Annotated in this window: 10 protein-coding genes; 3 read left to right on the top strand and 7 right to left on the bottom strand. The window is 61.4% G+C overall.

Annotated features, from left to right (window positions below; translation table 11 throughout):
• Positions 1 to 200: 200 nt before the first annotated feature.
• Positions 201 to 707 carry a GNAT family N-acetyltransferase gene (locus QUE41_RS08130; RefSeq protein ID WP_286342376.1) on the top strand — a complete coding sequence of 169 codons (507 nt, stop codon included), beginning with the start codon at positions 201 to 203 and terminating at the stop codon, positions 705 to 707.
• Here the strand turns inward: QUE41_RS08130 and QUE41_RS08125 are convergent.
• Genes QUE41_RS08125 through QUE41_RS08115 form a run of 3 tightly spaced genes read right to left on the bottom strand, consistent with a single transcriptional unit; the run spans position 682 to position 3,462 of the window.
• On the bottom strand, positions 682 to 1,083 hold the full coding sequence (locus QUE41_RS08125) for a GtrA family protein (protein ID WP_286342375.1): 402 nt from the start codon (positions 1,081 to 1,083) through the stop codon (positions 682 to 684). The two genes, QUE41_RS08130 and QUE41_RS08125, sit on opposite strands and share 26 nt — an antisense overlap.
• Positions 1,067 to 2,461, bottom strand: coding sequence for an ArnT family glycosyltransferase (locus QUE41_RS08120; protein ID WP_286342374.1), 1,395 nt, complete (start codon positions 2,459 to 2,461; stop codon positions 1,067 to 1,069). Before QUE41_RS08120 ends, QUE41_RS08125 begins: the two co-directional genes overlap by 17 nt.
• Entirely contained in the window at positions 2,458 to 3,462 is a 1,005-nt protein-coding gene (locus QUE41_RS08115) for a glycosyltransferase family 2 protein (RefSeq protein WP_286342373.1), read from the bottom strand. The genes QUE41_RS08120 and QUE41_RS08115 overlap by 4 nt, the downstream gene beginning before the upstream one ends.
• Positions 3,463 to 3,611: 149 nt before the next feature.
• Between QUE41_RS08115 and QUE41_RS08110 the strand changes: the two genes are divergently transcribed.
• Positions 3,612 to 4,304, top strand: coding sequence for a response regulator transcription factor (locus QUE41_RS08110; protein ID WP_286342372.1), 693 nt, complete (start codon positions 3,612 to 3,614; stop codon positions 4,302 to 4,304).
• Positions 4,301 to 5,560: a sensor histidine kinase gene (locus QUE41_RS08105; protein WP_286342371.1), complete on the top strand. Its 1,260-nt coding sequence runs from the start codon at positions 4,301 to 4,303 to the stop codon at positions 5,558 to 5,560. The genes QUE41_RS08110 and QUE41_RS08105 overlap by 4 nt, the downstream gene beginning before the upstream one ends.
• Here the strand turns inward: QUE41_RS08105 and QUE41_RS08100 are convergent.
• From QUE41_RS08100 to QUE41_RS08085, 4 genes are all read right to left on the bottom strand, one after another.
• The gene (locus QUE41_RS08100; protein WP_286342370.1) at positions 5,550 to 6,566 is read right to left on the bottom strand and encodes a response regulator; all 1,017 of its coding nucleotides are present in this window, start codon (positions 6,564 to 6,566) and stop codon (positions 5,550 to 5,552) included. The two genes, QUE41_RS08105 and QUE41_RS08100, sit on opposite strands and share 11 nt — an antisense overlap.
• A complete protein-coding gene (locus QUE41_RS08095) occupies positions 6,567 to 11,258 on the bottom strand; it encodes a response regulator (protein WP_286342369.1) in 4,692 nt (1,563 codons plus the stop codon).
• Between the two features lie 8 nt (positions 11,259 to 11,266).
• Positions 11,267 to 12,292 carry a DUF2860 family protein gene (locus QUE41_RS08090; RefSeq protein WP_286342368.1) on the bottom strand — a complete coding sequence of 342 codons (1,026 nt, stop codon included), beginning with the start codon at positions 12,290 to 12,292 and terminating at the stop codon, positions 11,267 to 11,269.
• 226 nt (positions 12,293 to 12,518) lie between these two features.
• Positions 12,519 to 15,494, bottom strand: a complete 2,976-nt coding sequence (locus tag QUE41_RS08085; RefSeq protein ID WP_286342367.1) for an efflux RND transporter permease subunit — start codon at positions 15,492 to 15,494, stop codon at positions 12,519 to 12,521.

Here is a 15,494-nt window from a genome sequence, read left to right as displayed (position 1 = left end):
CCCGAAGTGGGATCGCTCATAGTATCGAATTCACACCAGAATAACAGACGTTTTTCCCCCCTTGCCAAAGTGGCAACTGGATGGCTACCCTGACTGTTTGCCGGAAGCAACGCCGTGCTCCAGGCAGACTCATGCGGAGTGAACCCACAGGGATCACCCTCAGCGCATGGGCACCACGTCGCCTATCTCCAGGAGAGTAAATGAAACCGCTGACCACAGACCGACTCACCATACGCGAACTGACCATGGATGATGCGCCTTTCTACCTGAAGCTCCTGAACGAGCAGGCTTTTATTGAGGGGATTCACGACAAGGGCGTCAGGACACTGGAGCAGGCACGCCATCACCTGGAGACCGGGCCCATCGCCAGTTATCGTCAACATGGCTATGGCATGTATCACCTGAGCCTGACCCAGAGTGGCGCGGACGTGGGCATCGCTGGCTTGGTGAAGCGGGATGAGCTGCCCTATCCGGACATCGGCTACGCCATCAGCGAAGCCTACTTTGGCCTGGGTCTGGCCACCGAAGCCTGTCAGGCGGTGATGCGCCATGCCAGAGAGACTCTGGTCCTGCCCACGGTGGTGGGCATAGTCTCAGAGCACAATCTGGCGTCTCGGCGAGTGCTTCAGAAACTGGGTCTGGAGGCAGACGGTACCGTGGAGCTGAATGCCGGAGAACAGGTCATGCTTTATCGGGAGACGCAGTAGCGGCGAATACCCAGCGGCTGCTGAGCAGGTAGTTGGACACCGTACCCGCGGCAATGCCGGCCACCAGGGCCAACTGAGGCCCCGGCCAGTCCTCCCCAACCAGTCTCAGGATGAGCCAGAACAGGGCAAAGTTGGGCAGGGCCGACATCAAAGCGGCCGTCAAAGCCCGGAACCACTGCCCCCCCGCCCTGCCCTGGCTGCGATCGCTGAAGGTAAAACAGCGGTTGCCTGCCCAGGTGGTCGACGCCGCCGCCAGAAACGCCAGGCCTCTGGCCTCCATGGGGGCCAGCCCGGCCAGGTGCAGCGAGGTGAACACTGTCATGTCCACCCCAAACCCCATGCTCCCCACCAGGGCAAACTTAATCCAGTGCGACATCGGCCCGGCACTCCAGCATGCTGCGCTTTCTGGCCGAAGCCAACTGAACGCAGTGACGACTCTCCAGCCCCAGATCCCGCCAGTTGCGCCCGGACGGCAACACCAGGAAGTAGTCGCCGGTTTTGAGGGCCAGCTCATCGGCATCGGCCACCAGTTCGGCCCGGCCACCTGAGTAGTATTGCCCGGAGAAGCTGCGTTTACCCAGATAGTAGAGGGGCTGGTTCCACCCCGGTGCCTGGGCCAGCAGCGCCTTGTCGCTGCGCTCCTCACCCACCTTGAAGTGCAAAACCAGGGTGGCGGCGCTCAGCAGCAGCGGCAGCACCAGTCCGGTTACAGACAACCAGCGCTTATCCTTCTCTTCAACCATGCTGGCCACCAGCAGCGCCAGAGCCGGCACCCCGGGCAACACATAGGCGGGCAGGATGTTGCCGGCAAAGGTAAAGAGCACCATGGGCGACACCATCCAGCACAGGGCAAACCCCTGCAGCGGGCTCAGCCCCCGGCGGCCCTTGCGCCACCACAGCCCCGGCAGTACCAGGGACCAGGGCAGAGCCGACATCAGCCAGAACACCCAGATGGTGCCTCTGGGCTGGTCATGGGCACTGCCGTAGAGATCGCCCTGCCAACCACTCTCCACAAATCGAAGGAAGTGCTCGCCCACCAGGAAGTAGTTCAAAAAGCCTGGGGTGGCCTGCTCGGCCGCCAGATACCAGGGCGCGGCGATGATCATCATGGCCACAGTGCCCCCCACCAGGGGAATACGCTGCCACAACGCCTTGAGAAAGCTCAGGCGATGCTGCCAGATAAGAAATGGCACCACCGCCAGCCCCACCAGCACGATCACCAGAGGCCCCTTGGCCAGCAGTCCCACGGCCAGGCCGACAAAGCCCAGGTAACCAGCCCGATAGTGCCCCTGCCAGCCAAGGTAGAAACCCACCATGGCCAGGGTCATCCCCAGGGTCAGGGCGATGTCGGTCATCACCGCGCCGGCGGCAATGGCAAAGATCACGCAGGTGGCCAGCACCATGGCACACACCAGACCACTGAGCCCCTGTCGTCTGGCGAACAGCGCCATCAGAGCCAACACGGCCACGCCCGCCAGCCAGTGGGGCAACCTTAAGGCAAACTCATTCATCCCCAGAGCGGCAGCAGAGCCGGCACTCATCCAGGTGTGCAGCGGCGGCTTACCCCAAAACGGCACCCCCAGATCGAATTGTGGCGTCAGCCAGTTGCCGGTTTCCACCATCAGCCTGGCCATGTTGCCGTAGCGGGCTTCGGTGGTGTCCATCAGCGGATAGGCACCGAGAGAGAGCAGACGAACGGCCAGGGCAAGGAACAACACCCACCCAAGGGGCGAGCGAATAACGCGAGCGATCATCGGCGGGCCTCCAGGGCGACCAGGGTATCCACGCCGTCATTGTGGGACGCTTCGCGAATCAGGTACTGGGGACGCTGTTTCACCTCCATCACCACCCGCCCCAGATACTCACCAATCAGCCCCAGTGCCAGCAGTTGGATGCCGCCGAGCAGCAGTTGCACCACCATCATCGAGGGATAACCGCTGACCACTTCGCCAAACACCAGGGTTTTGACCACCACCACCATGCCGTAGACAAAGGCGCTGAAGGCGGTCAGCAAGCCACACCAGGTGGCCAGTCGCAGTGGCCGGATGCTGAAGGAGGCGATGCCGTCCATGGCGAAGCCGAACAGCTTGCCATAGTTCCACTTGGTCACGCCGACGGCTCTGGGGTCCCGGTCAAACTCCAGGGTGATCTGCTTGAAGCCGGGCCAGGCAAACAGCCCCTTCATGTAACGATTGCGCTCGGGCAACTGATTGATGTGGTCCACCACCTGACGGCTCATCAGTCGAAAGTCTCCGACGTTCTCCGGAATGGGGACATCTGAGGCCCAGTTCATCACCTTGTAGAAGGCCCCGGCCGTCAGCTTCTTGAACCAGCTCTCTCCCAGGCGTGACCGCCGCTTCATGTTGACCACGTCCGCGCCGTCCCGCCAGGCGTCCAGCATCTGAGGAATCAGCTCGGGGGGATCCTGCAGGTCGGCGTCCAGCAGGATCACCGCCTGTCCGCGCACATGGGACAAGCCGGCGCTCATGGCCGCCTCCTTGCCAAAGTTACGGCTGAGACTCAGGCCCACATGATCACTGGAGGATCCGGGAAGGCTCTGCACCAGGGACCAGCTGTCATCTTTGCTGCCGTCGTCGACGTAGATGATCTCGCAGCGGTCCGGCAAGGCATCCAGCACCCGGGTGACCCTCTGATGGGTCAATGCCAGCCCCTCGCCCTCGTTGTAGACGGGCACGATGACTGACAGGGTAATGGGGCGCTCTCTGCGATGGGGCTGAGGGTTGGTTTTCAGCATGGGTCACCTTCCAAATAGAACACTGTGCACGGGCGTCGGCCCGCCGATGGAGCGCAGTATTCAATACAGGCCGTGAAAATCTTGTCATCGACATTTTCTTCACAAGAGGGGCATCATACTGGTCATACTGATTGAGATCCGGGTAACTGATGGACAGCCTGAAAAACACCAAACTGCTGCTGATTGAGGACAATCGCGAGATCGCCGGCATCCTCTTTGATTTCTTCGAGGCCAAAGAGGTGGAGCTGGACTACGCCGACAACGGTGAGCTGGGACTCAAGCTGGCCCTGGAGGAGAGCTTCGACGCCATAATCCTGGACCTGATGCTGCCGCGCATGGACGGTTTCGAGGTGTGTCAGGCCCTGCGCTCTCAGGGCAAGGACACCCCGGTGCTGATGCTTACCGCCCTGGACAACCGCCAGGATACCCTGCACGGATTTAAGGAGGGCGCCGACGACTACCTGACCAAGCCCTTCGACCTGGAGATCCTCGAAGCTCGGCTGCTGGCGCTGATCAGCCGCTATCGCGGCACCATGGCCACCGGCAAGGTGCAGGTGGGTGAGCTGGAGATCGACACCAAAACCCGCCAGGCCTGGCGCCAGGGACAGAAGCTGTCCCTGAACCCCACCACCTTCAAGATTCTGTCGGTACTGGCACAGGCCGCGCCGGATGTGGTCAGCCGGGATCAGTTGACCGACGCCATTTGGGGCGATCAGCCCCCCAGTAACGATGTGCTGCGCAGCCATGTGTATCAGTTGCGCAACCAGCTGGATAAGCCCTTCGCCCAGCCGATGCTGGTGACCGTGCCCAAGGTGGGCTTCAGGCTGGAGCTCAACCCGTGATTCGCCACCGCTTCTCCAATGTCCGCACCATGACCGCCCGGCTGCTGCTGGTGTTTGGCGCCCTGGCCATCGCCGTTGGCCTGGCCATGGTGTCCCTGTTCAACACCGCCCTGCACTGGGGCGAGGACGCGGTTAACGAGCGATCCCTGATGCTCTCCAAGGAGGTGGCGGTGGCCCGCTACCTCACCGGCGCCTCCGGCCCCATAGAGATTGACCGCATCACCTACGCCTTCGACAACCTGGCGGATGTGCCGGACTTTGTGCCGAAACGCCTGCTGTCGCAGCGCTTCATCATCGAAGAGCTGCACCTGGAGCTGGGCTCGGTCTACGTTCTGGTGACCGAGTTTCAAAAGCATGGTGAAAGCCAGCCCCTGGTGCTGGTGGCCGAGACCGAATCGGTGGAGGTAACCGACAGGGAAACCGTGCTGCTGAACCTGATGGTGGTCAGTGCAGCCATCGGCATCATGATGATCGTCGGCATAGTGGTCTACCTGCTGTCGGTCCGGCTGATTCAGCCGGTGAAGGAGCTGGGGGATCAGCTGGCCAATCTGAAAAACGACACCCGCACCCCTCTGTACATGGCGGACTCCGCCGCTCAGGAGTTCGTCCAGCTCACCAACGCCTTCAACCAGCACAGAGAGGAGCTGGACACCCTGATCCGCCGCGAACAGGCCTTTGCCCGCTACGCCAGCCATGAACTTCGCACGCCACTGACCATAGTCCGGGGTGCCGCCAACCTGCTGGGGCAGTCCACCAAGCCCGAGTTTGTCGACCGCCAGAGACAGCGGATCCTGGGCGCCACCGAGGAGATGCAGACCATGGTGGACGCCCTGCTCTCCCTGGTGCGCTACGAAAAGAGTGAGCAATCCGTTGAGCCACGGCCCTTGAGCACCGATGAGCTGCAGGGCATTGTCGATCTCGAGCAGAGCGGCGCCGACAACAAGGAGGTGGGGCTGACCCTGGCGGTCACCGGCACACCTCAGATAGAGGCCGAGCCGGCGGTGGTGAAGATGATCATCGGCAATCTGCTGCGCAACGCCATCGCCGCCACCGGAAAAGGCGAGGTGCGGATCAGCATGGATGACCACAGCCTCACCATATTGGACCAAGGCCCGGGGCTGGATGGCATCGAATGCGGTGGCCACGGCCTGGGCCTGCTGATTGTCGAGGATCTGTGTCAGCGCTACCGATGGCTGTTTGAACTAAAGAACCGGGACACCCAGGGGTGCGTGGCCCGCATCAGGTTCAGCCACTGAACTGATCCCTGACCTCCAGGATCTGCGGCAGGCACTGGTGGAAGATGTCCACCAGGGCTGGATCGAAATGGATGTTGGCGTGCTGGTCGATGAAGGCGACCGCGTCCTCCACGCTCCAGGCCGGTTTGTAGGGACGCTCCGAGGTCAGGGCATCGAACACGTCGGCGATGGCCACAATGCGCGCCGACAGGGGGATCTCGTCGCCCTTGAGCCCCTTGGGGTAACCGGTGCCATCCCACTTCTCGTGATGGGCCAGGGCAATGTCCCTGGCCATGTTCAGCAGCTCAGAATCGTGGCCACTGAGGATGTCGGCACCGTACTCTGAGTGGCGCTTCATCTCCACCCACTCCTCCCCCTCCAGCCGGCCCGGTTTCTTCAGGATGGCGTCGACGATGCCAATTTTGCCAATGTCATGCATGGGGGAGGCGTTAAACAGCAGGTCAATCCACTCCTCGCTCACATCCAGTTGCTGAGCAATCAATTTGGAGTAGTAGCTCATGCGGATAACGTGCATGCCGGTCTCATTGTCCTTATATTCCGCCGCCCGCCCCAGGGTCTGAATCACCTTGAGGCGGGTATGGGCCAGCTCCTCGGTCTTCTGAGCCACCTGGCGGGCCAGTTCGCGGTTCTGATCGGACAGGGCAAGGTGGGTCTTAACCCTGGCTTTGACCAGGGTGGGGTTGATGGGTTTGGTGATGTAATCCACGGCGCCGATGTTCAGGCCCCGGGTCTCATCCTCTACGGCAATCTTGGCGGTCACGAAGATCACCGGTATGTAGGCGGTGGTGGGGTCCGACTTGAGGCGCTCACACACCTCATAGCCATCCATCTCCGGCATCATCACATCCAGCAGGATCATGTCCGGGCGTGGCTGTCTGGAGGCGATCTCCAAGGCCCTGGCACCTGAGGTGGCGGCCTTCACCTTGTAGTCGTGGCGCAACACGCTGCTCAGCAAGTTGATGTTTTCCGGGTTATCGTCCACCACCAAGATTGCCGCGTTTTGCACCTAGCCCTCCTTCAGGGTCCACCCCTGTGTTTCCACCAGTTGGTCGAGCAGGGTGAGCGCCTGCTGAAAATCAAACTGTTCTACCGCCTGGGCAATTTTCCCCAGGCGTCGGCGAATCCCGGGTTCCCGCGCATTGGCCAGAAGCTCATCAATTAATTCAACCGCTTCGGTATCGTCATCCAGCAGCAACTGTCGCAAAGACTCCAACTGTTGCAGACGGGCTTGGGGATCGCACTCCTTCATTGTAGTCGGCCCCTGACCCTGTGGGCCCAAATAGGCGGCAATGGCCAGACGCACCGGCTGCAGCAGTTTCTCCACCTCCTCGGCCATCACCATCAGCTCTGCGTCACTTCTGGGGACCTGACAGGCGCTCTCCAGGGCTTCGGCCGCCTGATACACCTCGCTGGCCCCCAGGTTGCCTGCCACCCCTTTGAGGGTGTGCGCCAACCGGGTGGCATCCTGATTGCCGGATTTCAGTCGCAGGGCAAAGCTTTCGGCGAACGCCAGGTGGTCTGCGGCGAAATGACGCAGCAGCTTGTCGATCAATCCGAGGTTACCCTGGGTCACCGCCATCAGGTGGTCAATCTCTATGTGCGGAGCCAGGGCATCCAGCTTAGGTTGGGGCTCCTCCTCCTTGAGACTCACCTCAGACTGCCCCTTATGGACCCAGCGGGCCAGGGTGGCGAACATCTCCTCCACATCGATGGGCTTGCCAACGTGGTCGTTCATGCCCACCTCTTTGGCCCGGTCGATGTCCCGGCTCATGACGTTGGCGGTCATGGCGATAATCGGCAGGGCCCCCATACCGGGAATGGCCCGAATCGCCCGGGTGGCCTGATAGCCATCCATCACCGGCATCTGCACATCCATCAGCACCGCGTCATACTCCTGGCCCCGGTTGATGCGATCCACCGCCTGCTGACCATCGCCGGCCACCTCGACGGTCAGGCCATTTTGCTCCAGCAGTTCCCTGGCCAGGTCCTGATTAAACTCGTTGTCCTCCACCAACAGCAGGTGCGCCCCTTGCAGCTGACTCAGGGAGCGTTTCATCATGCTGCGCTTGTCCAGCTTGCGGTTGGCTCTAACCACCGCCTCCCCCCTGGCCTCTCCGATGGCGTCGAGCAGGGTCGATGGAGTGATGGGCTTGCTCAGCACCCCATGGAGCAGCTGGCCGTTATCCATCCCCTCCTGCATCGCCTCCTCACGGCCATAGGCGGTCACCATGATCACCTTGGGCTCCTTTTCGAGCTGGAAGTTACGCATGGCGCGAAGGCAGCCAAACCCATCGAGGTCCGGCATTTTCCAATCGATAAACAGCAGGTCGTAACGGCCCGCAGGCAACATGGTCAGGCCACGTTCTCCCCCTTCGGCACTGTCGGTGTGGATGCCAAAGTTCTCCAGCATGCTCACTAAAATGGTGCGCGCAGAGGGGTTGTCATCCACCACCAGGGCCGTCAACTGAGACAGCTGCTCCGCATCAAACTGGGTGCGGGGCTCGGCGTTCTCCTGCATCTCCACCCAAGCGGTGAAATTGAAAGCGCTGCCCTCTCCGGGCTTGCTCTCCACCCAGATCTCCCCGCCCATCAGCTCAGTCAGGGTTTTGCTGATGGTCAGACCCAGGCCGGTACCGCCGTATTTTCGGGTGGTGGAGCTGTCCGCCTGGCTGAAGGCGCGGAACAGTCGCTGGCGCTGCTCCCGGTTCATGCCGATGCCGGTGTCACGCACGGTAAACAGCAGCTGTGCCCTGTTGTTGTGGCGCTCCTGGAGGCGGATGGAGATGACGATCTCCCCCTTCTCGGTAAACTTGATGGCGTTGTTGCCCAGGTTGGTGAGAATCTGCCCCAGACGCAGGGGGTCGCCAATCAGGGCCTGGGGCACATCAGACTCCACATTGAACAGCAGCTCCAACCCCTTCTCCTCTGCCTTAAGGGCGATGAGGTTACTCAGATTGCTCAGCACATCGTCCAGGTAGAAGGGGGTCTGCTCCAGGGTCATCTTGCCGGCCTCAATCTTGGAGAAATCGAGGATGTCGTTGATGATTCCCAGCAGCGCTTCTGCCGAACGGTGAACCTTGTCGATGAAGGAGCGCTGCTTGCGGTCCAGGTTGGTCTCCAGGGCCAGGTAGGACATGCCGATGATGGCATTCATCGGAGTGCGGATCTCATGGCTCATGTTGGCCAGGAACTCACTCTTGGCTTCGGACGCCAGCTCCGCCTCCTGCTTGGCCTGAGCCAGATCCCGGGCCATGGTCTTACGCTGGGTGATGTCACTGAACACCACCACGGCGCCGACGATCTCCTCCTCCTTGACCACAGGATGAGTGGCGTACTCGGCGGAGAAACTTTGGCCGCTGCGCCTTTTCAGCAACACATCATCCAGATGCTCTTTTGACCCCCGGCTCAGGGTCAAGCCAAGAGGACTGGGCCTTGGGGGGCCCTCTTGGGCAGGCTCCAGCATCAGCAGCGGTTCCAGGGCCCGGCCCACCATCGCCTCCTCCTGGTACCCCAGCATCGCCAGTGCCGCCGGATTGACGAAGTTGATCCGCCCCTCCACATCGGTGCCGACTATCCCCTGCCCCACGGATCCCAGCAGCAGCCGAACCTTCTCTTCCGAGAGGGAGAGCTCCAAGGTGCGCTGGCGCACCCGCTTGTCGAGGGACGCCTTGGCCCGGGACAGACGCCGGTTGGCGTTCTTGCCCAGGCTCAGGGTGAAGAGAATGGCCACCACGGCAAAAAACAGGGTCACCCCAAGCACCAGGGAGAGAGTGGACTTGAGGGTGGTGTAGGAGAGCATCGCCTCGGTCTCATCCATCTCGGTGGCCACGCCGATCCCCAGCACCTCACTCCATTTCCATACGCCGACCACGGGCACACCTCGGTAGTCCCGGTATGGCTCCAGGGAGGAGCCACTCTGAACCAGGGAGATGGACTGGGCCATCTTGGTCAGCGGCCGCTTGCCCGACTCAGGCACAAAGCCCTGAGTCAGATCTCCGCCGGGATCGCGAACCTCGAGTGCGCGGATACTCGGGACCCCGGCGGGGATCTGTCCGGTCTTCACCAGCATCTCTTCGAAGCGGCTGCTGGAGAGCAACAGGCCTTTGCGATCCAGGGCATAAGTTTCCCCGGTTTCACCGACCCTGCCGGCGCCGATGATGGCGTTAAAATCCTTATGGGGGTCCAGCCGCTCCGCCAACACGGCGATCACCTTGCCGTAGCGGTTGAAGATGGGAATGGCCACAAACATGGTAAAGCCGGTGTCGGCGATGTCAGAGGGCAGAGGCGGGATGAACAGGCTCTGTCCCGCCAGCAACTGAATGAACTCCCCCGGACGGGCGGCGGCAATCAGGTTGCGCTCGCCTACGGCCATGTCCCTGGCCGAGGCCAGGGTGGTACCGTCCGGGGCGATGACGAAAAAGCCCAGGTCGCCGAGGATGGAGTTGAGTGAAGCCAGCTCACTGCGCAGCTCTTGCTGCTCTTCGGAGTTGATCAGCAACTGAGGATGACGGGGGATGGTTAGCAGGCTCTCCACCAGCGCGATAAAGTCCGGTTTCTGTGCCACCAGGGAGAGCGCCTGCTGGCGCCCCTCCACCATGGATTCCAGGCTCTCAACCACAGAGGTGGCGATCACCTCCATGGAGATCTGGTTGCGCTCCTCGAGCACCCGCCTGTTGTAGTCCATCATCATCAGACTCATGGCGATGACGAAGGTGACGAACACCGCCAGACCGGTCACCACCAGATAGCTGAATCTGGGGCTGCCAAACTGCAGTTCGGCCCGCTCCGACTGGGCAAAGCGCTGCATCAGTTTGCCCATGACAAACAGGGCGGTGATGATCACCACCAGCAGGGCGGTCAGCCAACGCAGGCTTTCGTAGGTGGCAAACTCCGGCTCCACGTCATCGGTGGCGGTGTGCAGCCAGCGCCCCATGATCGCCCGCTTCTCCTCCGCACTGACCGAGTCCAGCCCCTTTTGCAGTATGGAGGCCAGTTCAGGCGCGCTCTTTCGAACCATCATCCGCAGCGGAATGTCGTCGAAAGCGTTCTGGGGCATCCCTTTGAGGCCACCCATTAAAGAGGCATTCAAGGTGTGCTCCACCGCCACCTGAGCCTCGAAGGTGGCGTCGGCATCGCCATTGAGCACCAGGTTTATCGCATCCAGCAGAGTCTCCGCAGGCACCAGTTCGATGTCGGGATAAGCCGCGGCCACCCGATTCCAGCTGGTGTAGCCCCGGACCAGGGCCAGGCGCTTGCCTCGGAGATCCTCGAAGCTGCTGATTCCGGTGTTACTGGACTTCACATAGAGGAACTCCTTCACCGAAAAGTAGGACTGGGTGAAGATGCCGTAGGTCTCGCGTTCAGGCAGGTGAAACAGCGCCGGAATGATGTCCAGCTCCTCATCTTTCACCCCCTGGAGGATCGCCAGCCAGGGCCGGGCTTCATAACGAAACCTCAACCCGGTTCGCTTGGCGATGAGGTCGAGAAAGCCGGCGGACAGCCCGCCAGCCTGGCCATTGGATTGTTCAAAGGCGATGGGAGGCCAGTCCTCCACCGCCACGGTCACCACGGGGTTTTGCGCCAACCAGGCACGTTCGGCCATGGTCAGGGCCACCCGGCCATTGGTTTCTGGCACCGCATACGCGGACGGCAGCCAGACACAGAGAATCATCAGACAGAGTCGTACCATTACTTCCATGCCGGCCCTCAGCGGAATCGGTACAAGAGTGTCAGACTGGTACCGAAAAGATCAGAGTCGTAGAACTCTACTCTCGCATCGGATTCAAAATAGAGCAATCCCAATCTAATATCCCAATGATTCAACCCCATAGGCTTATGCCAGAACAGGTTGGCTCCCACACCATACTCATCGGCATCCGGCGGCTCATCGAACACCGGATTGACCGCGTCGTAATCCCGGTCGCCGTAGTAGCCAGTCACCGCGGCACTGTAGTTGGCGCCTTCATACAGATAGGTCAGTTGCATCCCCTTAGTCTGCCCCTCATTGGCCTGGCCATCGATGCTGCGCTGGGTGAACAGCAGGGCGGGGATCAGGCTCTGGTTATCACTGAGCTGCCACAGGGCATTGAACTCCAGCCGATGATGATCGCCGTCGCGGCGCAGCTGAGCCTGCTCCTCCATGGTCAGTTCGCCGTTGATGCGCAGCTCTTCGCCGGCCCGGTCGTTGTCGACATCGATGCGGCGGTAGGTGTAGCTCAGCCCCAGGGTGGACCCGGCGATGGCACTCCACCCCAGCCGGACGCCCTGCGAGTCCCGATCCGTTCTGGTGCGTTTGCCCTCATCGAGAAAGGGGTCCTCCCACACTTCAGTGGGCAGAGCAGAGATCACATAACCGGCGGAGAGGATGCCCCAGTCATCCAGGCTGTGACGTATCCCAATCTGATGAGTCAGGTCCAGCCGAACCATATCCTGCACCAGGTTCCCCACGAAGAACTGGGTTTTCAGTCCCTCGAAGGTGTAGCGCAGATCCAGCAGAATATCCGGTGAGGTGACCGAATCGGAGCGAGGCGCCCTATCCAGGCCCTGGCTCTGTTCGTTGTTCAAGTCGACAAAGCGGTTGCCGGTAATAAAATTGGAGCTGACGTCGTAATAGACCACCCCGGCACCCAGGTAGCCACTCCAGCCGGGCATGTCTGGCAAGGTAAGCGGGTCTGCGGCGCACACAGGAAAGGCAAGGAGAAGACCAGAGAGCAGAGTGAGGCGAGCGGGCATGGCAAAGGCTCCAGGATGAAGTGAGAATTGACCCTGGTTTGAGTATAGCCAGCACACAGGAAGCCATTGCTTCAGATTGAAAAAATGACGCGGCCCCAAGGCCGCGTCTTCTACAAGGGCGTGTTAACCTTTGCTGAGTATTTTTGCGCCAACATCCGGCCGCTAAGGCCTCGATGTGTCGACATTGTGCCCAAAATAAATGGGTATCTAGAGTGAGCAAAACGCCCTAGTCTCGGCGCTCAAGCAGCAGCTTGTAGCCCGCAGGCACCAGCAGCAACACCAGAGGCGCCGACAGCAATACCCCCCAGCCAATCACCAGGGCGATGGGTGAGATCAGGTTGTCGTAGCCACCCAACCCGTAAGCCAGGGGCAACAGTCCCGCCACCGTGGTCAATGTGGTTACCAGCATCGGTCTGACCCGAGTCACGGCCCCCTCCACCAACTGTCTGCGCCGGGTATGTTTGTCATCGCTAAACTGCAGACCATGGTAGTGATAGAGCAACACCAGGGCGTTATTGACCACCACCCCGGTCATGCCGATGATCCCCACTACGGCAAAGAAACTCAATGGCTTGCCATGGAGCCAGAGCACCAGCAATGCCGCCGCTACCGCCGTTGGCACCACCGCCAGTCCAACCAGGACCTCGCCCAGCCTGTCAAACAACAATGCCATCAACATGGCGATGGCCAGCAGCGCCAGGGCCATCGCCACGGCCAGGCCGGTCATCGACTCCCGGGTCTCCCTGGCCTGGCCGGCACTGTGAATGGACACTGCGGGATCCCCCTCGCCCGCCATGGCCTTCATCAATTCAGCCTCCACTGATATCGGGTCGGTGACACTGCTGTCCAGGCTGGCCGACACCCTCAGCGCACGCTCACCGTTGTAATGATTGATCACCTCTTCTCTGCTGGCACTGTGCCACCTGACCAGCCGGTCCAGGGAAACCAGGTCGCCCCCCTGGCCTCGCACCAACAGGTGCCTCAGCTCATTGACCTCGCGGTCATTGGGCTCCAGGACCACCCGGTAGAACTGTTCCTCATCCTCTTTGAACACCCTGGAGACCCGCTCCCCTTCGATGGCCAGGCGCAAGGTCCGCCCCAGGGTCTGAGCATCCACCCCGTAACGCACCATCCAGGGATAAACAGGGTCTGCGCGGAGCTGGGCGACCTCATCGGCCCTGGACTGGTGGGGGGCAATCACCCCAGGCTGCTGCGCCAGCCAGTGGACTATGGCATCGGCCTTCGCCTGACGAGCCTGATCACTGCCGCCGGCGACCTGCAGATCCACCGGTCGCCCCAGCGGGGATCCTCCGCTGTCCACGTCATACTCCACCTCCAGGATACCAGGCAGGGACTGGGTCTGAGACTGCCATCGATGCACCACTTCAGTGGCGGTGATCTCCCGGTGTCCCGCCGGACTCAGGGTCACCTCCCAACTGGCTTCACTTTCGCTGACCTCCCCATACCAACGGACCACCTCCGGAGTCTGTGCCAGCATCCGGTCTACCGCCTGGGCATACTGCCAGCTCTGCTCCATGCTCTGGTTGCCCTTCATCTGGGCTGAGATCTCCACCAGATAGGCCCCATCAGAGGGAAAGAACTCCTTGGGCAGCAGTTGCATTACGCCCCAGCTCAGGGCTACCGACCCCAGCAACAGGGTGGCGATCAAGCCCCGGCCATGCCGCAGTGCCCAGAGGATAGGCCCAGACCAGCGCTGCCCAGATGGCCCGGCACTGTCCCCGAGGGGGCGGGTCAGAACGCTGCGCATATGCGCAGGAATGATCACCAGGGCATCGATAAAGGAGAACGCCAGGGCCACCCCGATGGTCAGGGGCAAGACGTAGAGCATCTTACCCATCTGCCCGGGCAGGAACAGCAGAGGAAGAAACGCCAGTACCGTCGTCAGGATGCTCACCAAAATGGCGGGAAAGACGTCGGCGACCCCACCGCGAAGCGCCTCTAACACGCCCTCCCCCGCCTCCCGGCGGGCGGCGATGCGCTCACTCACCACCACCGCGTCATCGACGATGATGCCGATGATCAAAATCAGGGCCGCCATGGTATAGCTGTCGAGGATCTGACCGCTGAGCAACAGCACCGTCAGGGTACCCAGCAGGCAGAAGGGGATGGAAAACGCCACCCAGGGCGCAATGCGGCGATTCAGGCAGAGAGACAGCACCAACAGCACCAGTGCCAGGCCGCTGAGGCCGTTCCACTTAACGATGTCAAAACGGGCGCGGATCTCCCCGGCCAGATCAAAACCCACATCCAGGGCGAAGGTGGGCCCCAGACGACGGGACTCCTCCTCAAGCAACTGCCTGACCTTAGCAGAGGTGGTGAGTACGTCCGCCTCCTCCGACGCGCGTAGGTCGAAACCAATCGCGGCCCGGCCATTGATGGTCGCCAGGCTGCTGCGGCGCTCGAACCCCTCCCGAATCCCGCCGCTGATGTCCTTCAGGGTCACGTCAGGCCCGCTGCGCAGCTTCAAGCTCTCCAGGGCTTGGGGCTCCAGCATCTGTGCCGAAGTGATGAGCTCCAGGTCCCCGTTGTTGGTCTCGATGGTCCCCCCGGTGATCAGCACGTTTCTCCCGGCGATGGCATCGGCCACATCGGTCAGGGTCAGGTCATAGCGCTTGAGCTGCTCCGGCTCCAACTCAATCCAGAACTCCCTCTCCCTCAGGTCAATCAGCTGCACCTCGCTGACACCCTGGATACGCCTGAGCTTCAGTTCCAGAATCCTCGCCTGCTCTCTCAGCTCGGAATAGGGAACGTCGGCGCTGATCCCTACCACCATAAAATCCAGATTGGAGGACTTCATCACCCGCACCAGAGGCGCATCGGTCACCCCGGCAGGCAGGTCGGTCACCCGGTTGACCGCATCACGAATGTCCTGGTACACCCCGGCCACATCCTTGACCGAGGGTTCCAGTTCAACCGAGATGGAGGAGGAACCTGACGCAGATCGGGAGGTGAACTTGCGAATTCCCGCCAGCGATAACAGCTCCTTCTCCAGCTTGCCGGTAACGTTGGCCTCCACGTCCTCGGCGGAGGCTCCGGGATACTGAGTGGAGATGGAGACCCTACCCAGATCGATGCGCGGTTTCTCAGCCAAAGGCAGACGGTAAACCGCCATGACCCCAAGCACCACCACAGTCAGGCTCAGCAGGTTGGCCGCCATGCGGCGCTGGCAGAACCAGTCCAA

The sequence above is a fragment of the Ferrimonas sp. YFM genome, assembly GCF_030296015.1.
In the GTDB taxonomy this organism is placed as follows: domain Bacteria; phylum Pseudomonadota; class Gammaproteobacteria; order Enterobacterales; family Shewanellaceae; genus Ferrimonas.
The sequence above is the reverse complement of the archived record's forward strand: the minus strand, read 5'-3'. Positions and strand labels throughout refer to the sequence as shown.

Coding starts and splice junctions, on each gene's coding strand:
- QUE41_RS08130 (WP_286342376.1), top strand. CDS start 201: ATGAAACCGCTGACCACAGACCGACTCACCATACGCGAACTGACCATG.
- QUE41_RS08125 (WP_286342375.1), bottom strand. CDS start 1,083: ATGTCGCACTGGATTAAGTTTGCCCTGGTGGGGAGCATGGGGTTTGGG.
- QUE41_RS08120 (WP_286342374.1), bottom strand. CDS start 2,461: ATGATCGCTCGCGTTATTCGCTCGCCCCTTGGGTGGGTGTTGTTCCTT.
- QUE41_RS08115 (WP_286342373.1), bottom strand. CDS start 3,462: ATGCTGAAAACCAACCCTCAGCCCCATCGCAGAGAGCGCCCCATTACC.
- QUE41_RS08110 (WP_286342372.1), top strand. CDS start 3,612: ATGGACAGCCTGAAAAACACCAAACTGCTGCTGATTGAGGACAATCGC.
- QUE41_RS08095 (WP_286342369.1), bottom strand. CDS start 11,258: ATGGAAGTAATGGTACGACTCTGTCTGATGATTCTCTGTGTCTGGCTG.
- QUE41_RS08090 (WP_286342368.1), bottom strand. CDS start 12,292: ATGCCCGCTCGCCTCACTCTGCTCTCTGGTCTTCTCCTTGCCTTTCCT.